The organism is Aggregatibacter sp. (assembly GCF_057314075.1).
The window spans coordinates 112,899-126,317 of record NZ_DBHLAR010000008.1 but is presented as its reverse complement, the minus strand read 5'-3'; the positions used below and the strand labels follow the sequence as shown (position 1 = coordinate 126,317).

Sequence of the window (13,419 nt, the reverse complement as noted above, 5' to 3'; positions counted from 1 at the left end):
TATTATCTGATAACTTCCAATACGTCCTCTGGAGATATCTCATTAACATTCTCAACAAAGTTAATAATGTGAGTTTTGTTTTTACAGTTCGGATTCCAGTGGGCAAAATTCTCTTTATCAGCTAATTTATAGAAAGCAATGATTTGTTTATTTAAGCCTGAGGCAATATGAACAATAGAAGTATCAGGTGAAATAACCAGACTAGAATGATGAAGTAATGCGATGGTATCAAAAATATTTTCGGTTTTTTCATAAACAAATGCGTTAGCGTATTTTTCTGAAATGCTTTTTAATAAAGGTGTGACTTCAGGATAAGTTAACAGCAAAACTCTTTTATTCTCTGATTGAAGTTTTTCAATAAATAAACAAATATTTTGTTCTTTGAATTTTCTAGAACTAGCGGCACCAAAGAAATTGATAGCAATACAGTTAGCAAGATGATTTTCTTTAATGAAATGTGCGATATCTTCTTTTTTATCACTGTGATTTGGAATGTCGTAACTAATATCAATATTCTCTACACCACACAATTTTATTGCTTCTGCGTACACTTCAGAAAAATGTAATTGCTCCTGATTAATACTAAAGTTAAATAGTTTGTAATTTTGTTTTTTATAACCAATATAATTTTTAGCATTGATTAATCTTAACAAAAGTAAATCACGGTTTCTTATTAATAATGTTGGATCGATAACAACATCATATCTTTCTTTTGCAAGAGATAAGCCACATTTAATATAGTCAAAAATACTTCTTTTCTTCACAAAGTAAAGTTGGTCAATATGAGGATTTTGTTTGAATAAATAGGCGCCTTTTGTCGTACAAACTACACCAATCTTAATCTCCGGATTAAATTTTTTAATTTCTCTGAAAACGAAAGAACTCACAATGTAATCGCCAATCTTCCCATCTTGCCGTAAGAAAAGAATTTTCTTAGGTGAAAGTGCGGTAGCATTTTTAGGTGTTTTTTTATCTAAGATAAGTTTCCCTATCCATAGACGTATCGTTTGGAGCATTGCTTTGATGTTCATTTGTTATGTCTATCTGCAATTTGATCAATTTCTGAATCGGTATCAAGCCCTCTAAAAACGCATGGAGGCTCAACTCCATAAGCATTTACTTTAGTTTTTTGTATAAGACCGGTTAGATAATCTGCAGGCATTCTTATTGGGTAGGCATAATTCAATAATTTTTGAGCACCTGAAAGTGTGATTAAGTAAGCTGCTGCACATATGATGCATCGTTTGGAGTTTTTAGAAGGGCTACGGTAATGCGCTAATCGATATCCTTCGATTAATTTCTTTTTAAAAGGATATGATTTGACTTTTCCATGATCTAAGAAAACCAATTCATAGCTGTGATGAATTTTAGAGAGAATATCTTCAATAATTTCCTTAAAGAATTGAGAAACAATTGCATCATCTTCAAGAATAATAGCGGATGGTATATTATTTTCTAGCATATGCTCATAAATCTTGATATGGCTAGTTGCACATCCGATTTCTCCAAGGGTCAGTGGAAGAGGGTTATATGCTTTATAAAAATGATAATCTACTTTAGCAAGTTCTTCTTCACTTAGCTCTTTTCCATAAACGGCATCAAAGAACTCAAATTGCAGTCCAAGTCCTTTTAGGCGTTTTGCGATAAATTCTCGGCGGGAAGAATTTTTCAAACTGATAATAAAAATTGGCGGGACATTGTAAGCATTATCCATAAACATATCACCTTAAATCATATAGAAATAACCCCCGCAATTGCGAGGGTTAAGATTCAGATTACTTCGTACCTGGAATTTTGAAACGGCTGTTAAAGCGTTCAACACGACCGCCGGTATCAACAACACGTTGTTTACCTGTGTAGAATGGGTGGCATTTACCGCACACATCAAGGTTGATGTCTTTACCTAAGGTAGAACGAGTTTTGATCACGTTACCGCAAGAACAAGTCGCAGTAATTTCTTTATATTCAGGATGAATACCTTGTTTCATAGAAAACCTCAAATTTGAAGCCATGCCGCTATCAAGCCAATCGCAAAAGCAATCCCTGACACCGCATGAGATTAATATTACGCCATTATAAAATGGCACGCTTGTGTGTAAGGGTGCGAATTTTACAGAAAAAAATCATGTAGTTCAAGCTGTGAACAGGCTCACAGCTTTGTTTTTTATATATATTAAGATTCATTTTATTGAATCAAAATAGTAAGATAGCTTGCAATCTACGACTAACCCAATATTTCTGTATGCATTTTATTGAAAATAAAAACTTTGTTATCAGCATTTCTACTGCGGATAAACGTCGAAATCATATCATCCAACAATTCGGTCAACAGAACATCCCATTTGAATTTTTTGATGCGTTTACACCTTCTGAGCGTCTTAATGATCATTTACAGCGTTATCTTCCCAATGTTGCAGCCACTCCTAAGTTAACCATGGGAGAAAAGGGCTGCTTGATGAGTCATTTCATGTTGTGGAAAAAATGTGTTAATGAGAATTTAGATTACATTACGCTTTTTGAGGACGATATTTTGCTTGGTGAGAGTGCAGAACGGTTTCTTGCAGAAGATGAGTGGTTAAAAGTGCGGTTCAATTTTCAAGAGATTTTTGTCCTACGTTTAGAAACATTTTTGATGCCCGTTAAGGTTGAAAAACAGCAAGGAATTTTACCTTTCCAACAGAGAGAAATTGATATTTTAAAATCCAAACATTTTGGTACGGCGGGATATGTGATTTCTCATGGTGCAGCTAAGTATCTAATGGAAGTGTTTGAAAAATTTTCCTCAGAAGAGATTAAACCTATTGATGAAATTATATTTAATCAGCTGATTGATGTTCCTAGATATCGGGTATATCAACTAAATCCGGCAATTTGCGTGCAAGAATTGCAACTACATCAAGATGGAAGCCTACTCCTTAGCCACTTAGAACAAGAAAGAAAAAATAAGCCTAAATTACGACAAAAGAAAACGCTGAAACAACGTTTTGTCCGAATAAAAGACAATGTCATACGGGCAATAAATAAAGAAAAATGGGAAAAGAAACAATATCTTAATGAAATACAAGGTAAAGAAATCGTTCGTTTTATGTAGATAATCTTATGAAAGAAAAATATTCCTCACTCTCAAATTTATTTTCAACTAACTCAACATTTTTTAATCTCATCAATACTGTGAGTAATAAGCCTTATAAAATATTTTATACAGGTTTAATTCCTAAGCCTATTCGTAAATGGCTTGCAAGAAAAGCAGATTTATCTCAGCAAAATCATGTTGCTAATTGTTGGAAGAAAATCATTTCTCTTTATATTAATGATGAATTGGATGAAATAATTATTACGCCTAAAAAGGACTTAAAGGATAAAAAGATTATTTGGCAATATTGGGGACAAGGTTGGAATAGTGAGTCGCTGCCCGAGGTTGTTAAAATCTGTAGCCGTTCGGTTCAGATGAATAAAGGTAATTATGAGGTTATTTATTTAGATGATCAGAATATAAGTGAGTATATTGAATTTCCTGATTTTATTTATGAAAAAAGGAAAAATACTCATTTTCGCCATGTTTTTTTCTCTGATTTACTAAGATTAGCTTTACTAAAAGTTTATGGCGGGGTGTGGGTTGATGCTACATTTTTATTTACGGATCCTATTTCTGCTCATTTTAGCACAATGGAGTTTTTTGTATTCCAACGTTCTATACAAACTAAATATAAAGAAAAATGGCAGAAGTTAAATGGCAATTATTCTTTCTTGGAAAGAAAATCATAGAGTAAATTTCTTAAGTAGCATTATGTTTTCAAAAAGAGAAAACAATACCGTAAATAAATTACTCCAATTAATGTTATTCTTTTGGAAAACCCAAGAATGCATCCCACACTATTTCTTCTTTCAAATTTTATTTGATGAATTAAAGAGAGAAGGGTTAATTGATGAATTTGAGATCATCGATGACACCTTACCGCATTTGCTATTTTCCGAGTTAAATAGTCCTTTTGATAAAGGTAAGTTAGGCGAAATTTTAGCACAGTGTAACCAGCATAAGTTAACCTATGTTAAAGATTACTTGCCAAATAGTTTCTATGATTACTTCAAAGAAAAATATCGTTAGTATATCTTAGATAAAAAACTCTTTTATTTTTTCTTTCAATGAGATTTTACTGGTTTTATCAAATTTTTTAAATAGATGAAACCACTTATCCTTGCCAAGATAATTAAATTTGAATTTATCTTTTTCTCTGATGGTGGTCATTAAAAACACACCTTGATCATCATCAACAATATTGTTATTCAATAGGAATTTTTGATTGGATAAATTTTCTTTAAAGAATGAACCCCAATTCTTTTTATGACTGACAATAGCACCACCTATTACAAAAACAATATTGTTAAATATTGCCCTGTGAACATCAGATAGTTTATTTAGAGGATAATTCTTGCGAATTGTAAAAAAATGAATTTTATCATTAGAAAAATGATATTCCCATTTTTTAATATTATTTAAGGTCTCCAAACTCCTTACATATCCAAAATCAATCCAAGAAACTAAATCTGTCTGAACAAGCCCATCTTTAATCGTCTTATTAACAAAATAGGATTTCAGATTCGTTACTAACACATATTTATTGTTCCAATATTCAATGTTTTTTAACAGGTCGGGCCTTACTTTAGAAATGAACTCTTCACTATTTTGAATTTCTTGGATTCGTTTTAATGTTTTCTCAAATTTTTTAATACTAAACGGAATAACCGTAGTGGGTTTATTTCCCCTAATATTCTTTATTCTTTCAATATGTTCATTATCCGAAAAAATAACCATTGGGTTATCTAGTGTTGCTAAATTAGAGAAATACTCAAAATAGGTGTCATTTGTTCTCGTCATATAGTCAGGTAACTTCTCTTTTGATTGAAGATTTCCTCTGCCTATATCGAAAAATGCAGTTACGATGGTAATGAGATCATTGTTATTAGATGTAGTCATAAGAGATTTCTCAGGCTAATAAATAGCCGTGATTATAAGGTTTTTTCCGTTTGATCGTAATACAAAATAGTAATTTTATTCTCTAGACCAATCAATAATGATTTGTGTCTCAGCTACATATATAATGAACGTCGATAATTTTCATCCTAGCAATATCTTATGCCATTTGCCCGAATCGCACTTCCCGTGCCGTTACATCGCTATTTTGACTATGTTCTCCCTACGTCGATGAAGGTTGTCGTTGGGGCGCGGGTGCTTGTGCCCTTTGGAACGCAGCAGCGGGTTGGCGTTGTCGTTGACGTTGTGGAACAGACGGACGTTCCTAAAGAACAGGTGAAGCCTGTGCTAGCCTGTCTTGATGATACTTCACTGTTTTCTCCGGAAAGTTGGCAGTTCTTAAATTGGGCGGCAAATTATTATCATGCCCCGTTGGGCGAAGTGTTGTCACAAGCCTTGCCGGTGAAGCTGCGCCAAAGGGAAAGTGCGGTGGAAAAACAAAAAGTTTTTTGGACACTGACCGCACTTGGCGAGCAAGCGTTGGCGCAAGGTTTACTAAAACGCTCGAAAAAACAGCTTGAAGCATTGCAGGCGGCAAAGGATGGGCTGGAAAAAGGCAACAATCCATTTGGTAGCGGCATTTGGTCGGCGTTGAAAGCCAAAGAATACATTACCGAAATCGCTCAAGAACCGGAAATTCAAACCTGGCAACAACAATTAGCCGATAAACCAATCACCAATAAAGCCGATCGATTAACGCTCAACAAGCAACAAGCGTTGGTATTCAGCCAATTGAAATTTACCCAAGGGTTTGTCGCTTGGTTGTTGGACGGCGTGACAGGTTCCGGCAAAACAGAAATCTATCTGCAATTTATTGAAGAGATTTTAAATCAAGGTAAACAAGTGTTGGTCTTGGTGCCGGAAATCGGGCTAACGCCACAAACGGTAAGCCGTTTCCAAGCCCGTTTTAACGTGGTGATTGATGTGTTGCATTCCAATTTAAATGACACACAACGATTACACGTGTGGCAACGTGCGTGCAGCGGGCAAAGTGCGGTCATTATTGGCACGCGATCGGCGTTGTTTACGCAATTTGCCGATTTAGGCGCGATTATTATCGATGAAGAACATGACGCGTCTTTTAAGCAGCAAGACGGTTGGCGTTATCATGCTCGGGATTTGGCGGTGGTGTATGCAAAACAACTGAATATCCCCGTTTTAATGGGGTCGGCAACGCCTTGTTTGGAAAGTCTGAATAATGCGCAGCAGGGAAAATATCAGCGTTTATGTCTGTCAGAAAAAGCCAATCAGTCCACCGCACTTCAACAACACGTCATTGATTTAAAACATCAGTCAATGCGTAACGGTTTATCGGAAATCCTGATAAAACGTATGCAGGCGCATTTAGAAAAAGGCAATCAGGTGTTGTTGTTTCTGAATCGACGCGGTTTTGCACCGGTGTTGCTGTGTCATGAATGCGGTTGGATGGCGGAATGTCGCCATTGTGATAAACCTTACACATATCATCAACAACACAATGTCTTGCGTTGTCATCATTGCAGTGCACAAAAGGCGATTCCGCGCCAATGCGGCAATTGCGGTTCTACACAATTAATTACCACGGGATTAGGTACGGAACAGCTAGAGGATACCTTAAAAGCAATTTTCCCAAATTATGGCATTGCCCGAATTGATCGTGACACAACGGCGCGCAAAGGCAAGTTAGAAGGTTATTTAGCGGATATTCAACAGGGCAAAAGCCAAATTCTCATCGGGACACAAATGTTGGCGAAAGGGCACCATTTCCCGAATGTTACCTTAGTCGCGTTAGTCAACGTGGATAGTGCATTATTTTCATTAGATTTCCGTGCGGAAGAACGACTGGCTCAACTTTATATGCAGGTGGCAGGGCGTGCTGGGCGCGGTGCGCAACAAGGCGAAGTGCTTTTACAAACCCATTATCCGGAACATCCTTTGTTACAAAGCCTGTTGCAACAAGGCTACAACCAATTTGCTCTCAATGCCTTGGCGTTGCGTAAAGCGATGGGATTGCCGCCTTTCAGCTCACAAGCGTTGTTCAAAGCGCAAAGTCGCCATAGTGAAGATGCAGAGAATTTGTTGGCGAAGTTTTCGGAATATTTACAGCAGGTGAAACGAGATATTGCACCGGAATTACAAATCCTCGGACCGATGCCGGCGCCATTCAGTAAAAAAGCAGGGCAATATCGTTGGCAGTTATTGTTGCAACATCCTTCGCGAGCAGCCTTGCATCAAGTCTTGACGGCATTTGGACGCGATCAAGGCGATCAAACAACAAAAGTGCGGTGGATTTTAGATGTGGATCCGTTAGATTTAAGCTAGTTTTGGCTTTTTTGTGGTCAATAAAGTAATTTTTCAGTAGAATTAGCGGAATTTTTTATTGTCATATAGTTATTGATTATTTTAGTTAGATTAAACAGGTTTTATCGTGGCTCAACGTGATTACGCCGCCCGTAGCGGCGCAAAGAAAAAGAAGAAGCAGCGCAAAAGTAATAAGTCGGTGTTGTTAATGCTTGCCATCATGATTGTGGCGGCATTTGCATTCGGATTGTATTTGTTGAAGGAAAAAGCGCCGGAAAATGTAGTACAACCGCAAGAAACAGTCGAAAAAACACAGCCGAAAAGTGTTTTACCGAATCGCCCGGAAGAAGTGTGGAGTTATATCAAGGCACTGGAAACACGTACTGTGCCGATTAATGATAATCCAAAATCGTTGGATAAAAATATGCGTTTAACAGAAGAGCAACGCAAGATTTTAGCTGCGATGGAAGAAGAGCAAAAACAAGCTGAATTGGCTAAAACGAAAGCAGCAGAAGCGCAAGAAACTGTACAAGCCGCTACGCAACAACCGGTTCAAGCGGCTATTACACAAGCAACGCAGCAGCCTCAAGCACAATCGAAGCCGCAACCTCAGGTTGTAGAGGCGAAGAAAGCTACAATGCCAAAAGAAGAGAAAAAAACTGAGCCAACAGTTAAGGCCGAGCCTCAGAAAAAAACGGAGCCGGCGCAACAAACAGCGACAAGTAATAGTGCTGAGCGAAAATATGGCTTGCAGTGTGGCGCCTTTAAAAATAAAGCACAGGCAGAAGGTTTACAGGCGCGTTTAAGCTTGCTCGGATTGCCGGCGAGAGTGAAAGAAAGCGCGGATTGGAATCGTGTTGTGGTTGGTCCGGCAGGGGATCGCAATGCCGCAGTGAAGATGCAGGAAAAAGCGAAGAGTGTTATTAACTGTGTTGTGATTGCCATGTAATGAATGAAACAACAAAAAAGTGCGGTGATTTTTCACCGCACTTTTTTATTTTTAACTTGCCAAAAAACAAAAAATCAATAAAATGAACGAACGTTCATTCAGTGATGATGTATTGACTGTGTGTAACCTACCCAATGTGCGAGGTGAAAATATTTTTCACCGCACTTCTTAACGATTTACTCAATGTTTACGAATGACTATGAATCAATCTGAAATGGATATGATTGAGCGGATTTTTTCTGCAACGGACAACTTGATGGCAGAGGAAGGCTTGCCGAATTTGTCGATGCATAAAATCGCAAAGGCTGCAAAAATTTCGCCGGGGACCATTTATATTTATTTTAAAAATAAAGAAGAATTGTTGGCCCAATTCGCTCGTCATATTTTCCTCTCGTTTCAACGTGCGATGGAAAAAGATCACGATGAAACACAATCTTTTGCCGAGCAGTATCGGACAATGTGGTGGAATATTTGGACGTTTTTGCAAAGCGATCCGACGATCATGAGTAATATGCACCAATATGAATCCTTACCGGGATTTATTGATATTTGTCGGGAATGGGAGCAAGATAGCCTATGGCATAAGTTTTGTAATAAAGCAAAAGAGGCCGGTGAAGTGGCAGATTTGCCAACCCATATTTTATTTGCCATCTCGTTGGAAAGTGCGATTAATATCGCCTTCAAATGCCAACATTTTATCAAAGAAGTTTCAACAGAAATGCTGGAGTCTGTGATTGAACGGACTTGGCGTGCTGTAAAAAATCAATAATCACTCAAGAGATATTTACGGAGTTTGTATGACCGAAACCATCAAGCCAAAGCATTCACATGCTTTTTTGCTAAAAATGACTTTGGGTATTTTTGTCCTTATTTTCATCGCAATGATTGTGATGAATTATATGAAATCAAAAGGCATTGCCGAGTATCTTGCTAATCAAGGTGAAAGGGCTGTTCCGGTAACGGCAATGACCATTTCTGCTCAACAATGGACACCGGTGATTGAGACAACCGGTTTGGTTCGTCCAAATCAAGGTGCGATGCTGAGTGCGCAAAGTGCGGGGGCGATTTCAAAAGTGTTAGTCACTAACGGACAAAGCGTGAAAAAAGGCGATTTGTTGGTGGAATTAGACAGTTCGGTGGAGCGTGCAAGCTTACAAGCGGCTGAAGCGCAAGTGATTTCTTTGCGTCAAACTTACCAACGTTATGCGAATTTGGCGAAGAGCGGTGGTGTTTCCCGTCAAGAATTGGATAATGCAAAAGCTGCGTATGATGCGCAAGTGGCTAACGTGGAATCTTTAAAAGCGACTATCGAGCGTCGCCAAGTTGTTGCCCCGTTTGATGGCAAAGCCGGTATCGTGAAAGTCAATGTGGGTCAGTATGTATCGAACGGCACAGAAATCGTGCGTGTGGAAGATCGCAGTTCCATGAAAGTAGATTTCGCGATTGCACAGAATTTATTGGAAAAATTGCATATCGGTCAAAAAGTCACCGCTACGGCAGACGCCCGTTTAGGCGAAACCTTCTCGGCAACGATCTCTGCGATTGAACCGGCGATTAATTCCTCCACCGGATTAATTGACGTGCAAGCCACGTTTGATCCGGAAGATGGCGAAAAACTGTTATCCGGTATGTTCACCCGTTTAAACGTGGCATTGGCAACGGAGTATGACCAAATTGTCGTGCCACAAGTCGCCGTGAGCTACAACATGTATGGTGAATCTCTTTATATTTTGACCGCACTTTCTGATGAGGAAAAAGAGAAATTTGCTAGCCAAGGCGATGTAAACAAAATGTATCGTGCGAAGCAAATCACGGTGTTTACCAAAGATCGCCAAGGTATTTATTCTCAGCTAAAAGGCGATGAAGTGAAAATCGGCGATAAAATCGTGACCGGTGGTCAGCAAAATTTAAGTAATGGCGCATTAGTGCTTGTCGCAGATAAAGAAGGTGTCGGCACCACACAACCGGCAACGAAAACCAATCTCTAATTAGGAACAGCGAATGAAATTTACCGATATATTTATTCGACGTCCTGTTCTCGCAGTTTCGATTAGCTTGTTAATCATTATCTTAGGATTGCAAGCAATTTCAAAACTGGCAGTGCGTGAATATCCTAAAATGACCACGACCGTCATTCAGGTTTCAACCGTCTATCCTGGTGCCGATGCAAACTTGATTCAGGCGTTCGTGACCTCCAAAATTGAGGAGGCGGTGGCTCAAGCGGATAACGTGGATTATATGTCTTCCAGCAGTAGCCCAAGCAGCTCGGTGATTACGGTAAAAATGAAATTAAATACCGATCCGAATGCGGCGCTTGCCGATGTGTTGGCGAAGGTAAACTCCGTGCGTTCAGAATTGCCAAGTGGCATTGAAGACCCGACCGTAACCTCTTCTACCGGTGGTTCGGGGATTATGTACATTAGTTTCCGTTCTACTAAATTAGATGCCAGCCAAGTGACCGACTATATTCAACGTGTCGTGAAACCGCAGTTCTTTACCGTTGAAGGGGTGGCAAGCGTGGATATTTTCGGTGCATCCGAATATGCCCTACGTATTTGGTTAGATCCGCAAAAAATGGCTGCGCAAAATCTTTCTGCGACGCAAGTGATGTCTGCCTTATCCTCAAACAACGTACAAACCGCAGCGGGTAACGACAACGGTTTTTATGTGGTGTACAAAAACAAAGTGGATACCACGACTAAATCCGTGGAGGAACTGGGTAATCTGATAGTCTCTTCCAATGGCGATAAACTGGTGCGTTTACGGGATATTGCGGATATTGAATTAAATAAATCCAGTGATGCGGCGCGTGCAGTAGCCAACGGTGCTGATTCCGTTGTTTTAGCGGTGAACCCGACCTCTTCCGCAAACCCGTTAACGGTGGCGGAAAAAATCCTGCCGTTGTATGAAAGTATTAAAAATAATTTGCCGGATGCGATTCAAACAGACATTTTATATGACCGTACTGTTGCCATTAATAACTCCATTGAAGAAGTGGTAAAAACTATCATTGAAGCGACAATTATCGTATTGGTGGTGATTACCATGTTTATCGGGTCCTTCCGTGCGATTTTAATTCCGGTCATTACCATTCCGATTTCCCTTATCGGGGTGATCATGATGTTGCAAACGTTGGATTTCTCCATCAACCTGATGACATTGCTGGCTTTAATTTTAGCAATCGGTTTGGTGGTGGATGATGCCATTGTGGTGTTGGAAAACGTTGACCGCCATATTAAGCTCGGTGAAACGCCATTCCGTGCTGCAATTATCGGTACACGCGAAATTGCAGTGCCGGTCATTTCCATGACGATTGCGTTGATTGCGGTATATTCGCCAATGGCGTTAATGGGCGGCATTACCGGAACATTATTTAAAGAGTTCGCCTTAACCCTTGCCGGTGCGGTATTTATTTCCGGTATCGTGGCATTGACGCTTTCTCCGATGATGACCAGTAAATTACTGAAAGATCATTCAGCCCCCAGCAAATTGGAAGAGCGTGTTAACCGCACTTTAACCAAAGTGAACAACGCTTATGCTTACGTCTTGGATTTGGTGATGGCAAATCGTAAATGCATGGTGTTTTTCGCTGCGATTATTTTTGCGACCTTGCCGATTATGTTCAAATCCCTTTCCAGTGAATTGACGCCGACGGAGGATAAAGGCGCATTCTTGGCGATTGGTTCTGCACCGTCTAACGTGAACGTCGATTATGTACAAGCGGCGATGGCGCCGTATCAAAAAATGTTAACGGATACGGACGAAGTGCAATTTGCGATGAGCATTTCCGGTGTGCCAAGCACCAACCAATCTTTGAACGTAGTGACCTTAAAAGACTGGAAAGATCGTTCCAGAAGTCAAGCAGAAGTGTTGCAAGAGTTAAACAATAAAGCCAAGACCATTCCGGAAGTATCTGTCAGTGGTTTTGCTTTCCCTGAAATTGAAACCGGGGAACAAGGACCACCAATCGGTTTCGTGATCAGCACTTCTCAAGACTATGCAGATTTGGCGAATGTGGCAGGCAAATTCTTGGAAGCGATGCAGAAATCCGGCAAGTTCGTTTACTCGAGCTTAGATTTGAAATTCGATACGGCACAAATGCACATCAAAATTGACCGTGAAAAAGCCGGTACTTACGGTATTACGATGAAACAAATCAGTGCAACATTAGGCAGCTTCTTATCTGCCGCAACGGTTGAACGTGTGGATATTGACGGTCGTGCGTATAAAATTATTTCACAGGTGAAACGCGAAAACCGTTTATCCCCACAAAGCTGGAATAACTATTATGTGTCGGCTGCGAATGGCGAATCAGTTCCGTTAAGCAGTTTGATCAGCGTGTCATTAGAACCGCAACCAAGCTCTTTGCCACGTTTCAGCCAGCTTAACTCAGCGGTGATCAGCGCGGTGCCGATGCCGGGTTCTTCCATTGGGGATGCGATTCAATGGCTTGAAGACAGTTCAAAAGAATTGTTACCACAAGGCTACAACTACGACTTCAAAGGCGAAGCCCGTCAGTTAGTACAAGAAGGTAATGCGTTAGCGGTCACATTCGTGTTGGCGGTCATTATTATTTTCTTGGTATTGGCGATTCAGTTTGAGTCCATTCGTGACCCAATGGTGATCATGATTTCTGTACCGTTGGCGATCAGTGGTGCATTGCTTGCCTTGAACTTCTTTGGCTTTATTGGCACGGCAGGGGCAACGCTGAATATTTACTCCCAAGTCGGCTTAATTACGCTGGTTGGTTTGATCACCAAGCACGGTATCTTAATGTGTGAAGTAGCAAAAGAAGAGCAGTTGAACCACGGACGTTCCCGTATTGATGCAATTACGCATGCGGCAAAAGTGCGTTTACGCCCAATTCTGATGACCACGGCGGCGATGATTGCCGGCTTGGTTCCATTGCTTTATGCGACCGGTGCCGGCGCAGTCTCCCGTTTCAGTATGGGGATCGTGATTGTTTCAGGCTTAGCGGTTGGTACGTTGTTTACCCTGTTCGTATTGCCGGTGATTTATTCTTACGTGGCAAGTGAACATAAACCGCTTCCGGAATTTGATGAAAACGTCAAACCGATTGAAGGTGAGATAAATCACTAATTCAAATCATCCTTAAAACAGACCGCACTGTTGAGCAATCAAAGTGCGGTTTATTTTT

Annotated in this window: 12 protein-coding genes; 8 read left to right on the top strand and 4 right to left on the bottom strand. The window is 39.9% G+C overall.

Annotation, left to right across the window (positions count from 1 at the left end; all coding sequences use genetic code 11):
- Positions 1-2: 2 nt before the first annotated feature.
- The 3 genes from ACO5E4_RS06100 to rpmE form a co-directional block, all read right to left on the bottom strand.
- Entirely contained in the window at positions 3-1,031 is a 1,029-nt protein-coding gene (locus ACO5E4_RS06100) for a glycosyltransferase family 9 protein (protein ID WP_485862419.1), read from the bottom strand.
- Entirely contained in the window at positions 1,028-1,714 is a 687-nt protein-coding gene (locus ACO5E4_RS06095) for a glycosyltransferase family 25 protein (RefSeq protein WP_485862418.1), read from the bottom strand. The genes ACO5E4_RS06100 and ACO5E4_RS06095 overlap by 4 nt, the downstream gene beginning before the upstream one ends.
- A gap of 61 nt (positions 1,715-1,775) precedes the next feature.
- The gene (rpmE, locus tag ACO5E4_RS06090) at positions 1,776-1,988 is read right to left on the bottom strand and encodes a 50S ribosomal protein L31 (RefSeq protein ID WP_006716752.1); all 213 of its coding nucleotides are present in this window, start codon (positions 1,986-1,988) and stop codon (positions 1,776-1,778) included.
- A gap of 254 nt (positions 1,989-2,242) precedes the next feature.
- On the opposite strand from rpmE, the gene ACO5E4_RS06085 reads away from it, so the two are divergent.
- The 3 genes from ACO5E4_RS06085 to ACO5E4_RS06075 are packed head-to-tail and all read left to right on the top strand — an operon-like array spanning position 2,243 to position 4,105.
- A complete protein-coding gene (locus ACO5E4_RS06085) occupies positions 2,243-3,091 on the top strand; it encodes a glycosyltransferase family 25 protein (protein WP_485862417.1) in 849 nt (282 codons plus the stop codon).
- A gap of 8 nt (positions 3,092-3,099) precedes the next feature.
- Entirely contained in the window at positions 3,100-3,765 is a 666-nt protein-coding gene (locus ACO5E4_RS06080; protein WP_485862416.1) for a capsular polysaccharide synthesis protein, read from the top strand.
- The gene (locus ACO5E4_RS06075; RefSeq protein WP_485862415.1) at positions 3,731-4,105 is read left to right on the top strand and encodes a capsular polysaccharide synthesis protein; all 375 of its coding nucleotides are present in this window, start codon (positions 3,731-3,733) and stop codon (positions 4,103-4,105) included. The genes ACO5E4_RS06080 and ACO5E4_RS06075 overlap by 35 nt, the downstream gene beginning before the upstream one ends.
- 6 nt (positions 4,106-4,111) lie before the next feature.
- On the opposite strand, the gene yibB is transcribed toward ACO5E4_RS06075, so the two are convergent.
- On the bottom strand, positions 4,112-4,975 hold the full coding sequence (yibB, locus tag ACO5E4_RS06070) for a protein YibB (protein WP_485862414.1): 864 nt from the start codon (positions 4,973-4,975) through the stop codon (positions 4,112-4,114).
- 159 nt (positions 4,976-5,134) lie between these two features.
- Between yibB and priA the strand changes: the two genes are divergently transcribed.
- The 5 genes from priA to acrB all read left to right on the top strand — a co-directional run bounded on the left by priA (position 5,135) and on the right by acrB (position 13,361).
- Positions 5,135-7,333, top strand: coding sequence for a primosomal protein N' (gene priA, locus ACO5E4_RS06065; RefSeq protein WP_485862413.1), 2,199 nt, complete (start codon positions 5,135-5,137; stop codon positions 7,331-7,333).
- Between the two features lie 106 nt (positions 7,334-7,439).
- Positions 7,440-8,261: a cell division protein FtsN gene (gene ftsN / locus ACO5E4_RS06060; protein ID WP_485862412.1), complete on the top strand. Its 822-nt coding sequence runs from the start codon at positions 7,440-7,442 to the stop codon at positions 8,259-8,261.
- Positions 8,262-8,460: 199 nt separating this feature from the next.
- Positions 8,461-9,030 (top strand): TetR/AcrR family transcriptional regulator, encoded by a 570-nt coding sequence (locus ACO5E4_RS06055; protein ID WP_485862411.1) that lies wholly within the window; start codon positions 8,461-8,463, stop codon positions 9,028-9,030.
- A gap of 28 nt (positions 9,031-9,058) precedes the next feature.
- The gene (acrA, locus tag ACO5E4_RS06050; protein ID WP_485862410.1) at positions 9,059-10,249 is read left to right on the top strand and encodes a multidrug efflux RND transporter periplasmic adaptor subunit AcrA; all 1,191 of its coding nucleotides are present in this window, start codon (positions 9,059-9,061) and stop codon (positions 10,247-10,249) included.
- 13 nt (positions 10,250-10,262) lie between these two features.
- The gene (gene acrB / locus ACO5E4_RS06045) at positions 10,263-13,361 is read left to right on the top strand and encodes a multidrug efflux RND transporter permease subunit AcrB (protein ID WP_485862409.1); all 3,099 of its coding nucleotides are present in this window, start codon (positions 10,263-10,265) and stop codon (positions 13,359-13,361) included.
- The last annotated feature ends 58 nt before the right edge of the window (positions 13,362-13,419 follow it).

What these genes read in the sequence shown, in the direction of transcription:
- ACO5E4_RS06100 (WP_485862419.1), bottom strand. Translation starts at nt 1,031, where the DNA reads ATGAACATCAAAGCAATGCTCCAAACGATACGTCTATGGATAGGGAAA.
- ACO5E4_RS06095 (WP_485862418.1), bottom strand. Translation starts at nt 1,714, where the DNA reads ATGGATAATGCTTACAATGTCCCGCCAATTTTTATTATCAGTTTGAAA.
- rpmE (WP_006716752.1), bottom strand. Translation starts at nt 1,988, where the DNA reads ATGAAACAAGGTATTCATCCTGAATATAAAGAAATTACTGCGACTTGT.
- ACO5E4_RS06085 (WP_485862417.1), top strand. Translation starts at nt 2,243, where the DNA reads ATGCATTTTATTGAAAATAAAAACTTTGTTATCAGCATTTCTACTGCG.
- ACO5E4_RS06080 (WP_485862416.1), top strand. Translation starts at nt 3,100, where the DNA reads ATGAAAGAAAAATATTCCTCACTCTCAAATTTATTTTCAACTAACTCA.
- ACO5E4_RS06075 (WP_485862415.1), top strand. Translation starts at nt 3,731, where the DNA reads ATGGCAATTATTCTTTCTTGGAAAGAAAATCATAGAGTAAATTTCTTA.
- yibB (WP_485862414.1), bottom strand. Translation starts at nt 4,975, where the DNA reads ATGACTACATCTAATAACAATGATCTCATTACCATCGTAACTGCATTT.
- priA (WP_485862413.1), top strand. Translation starts at nt 5,135, where the DNA reads ATGCCATTTGCCCGAATCGCACTTCCCGTGCCGTTACATCGCTATTTT.
- ACO5E4_RS06055 (WP_485862411.1), top strand. Translation starts at nt 8,461, where the DNA reads ATGAATCAATCTGAAATGGATATGATTGAGCGGATTTTTTCTGCAACG.
- acrA (WP_485862410.1), top strand. Translation starts at nt 9,059, where the DNA reads ATGACCGAAACCATCAAGCCAAAGCATTCACATGCTTTTTTGCTAAAA.
- acrB (WP_485862409.1), top strand. Translation starts at nt 10,263, where the DNA reads ATGAAATTTACCGATATATTTATTCGACGTCCTGTTCTCGCAGTTTCG.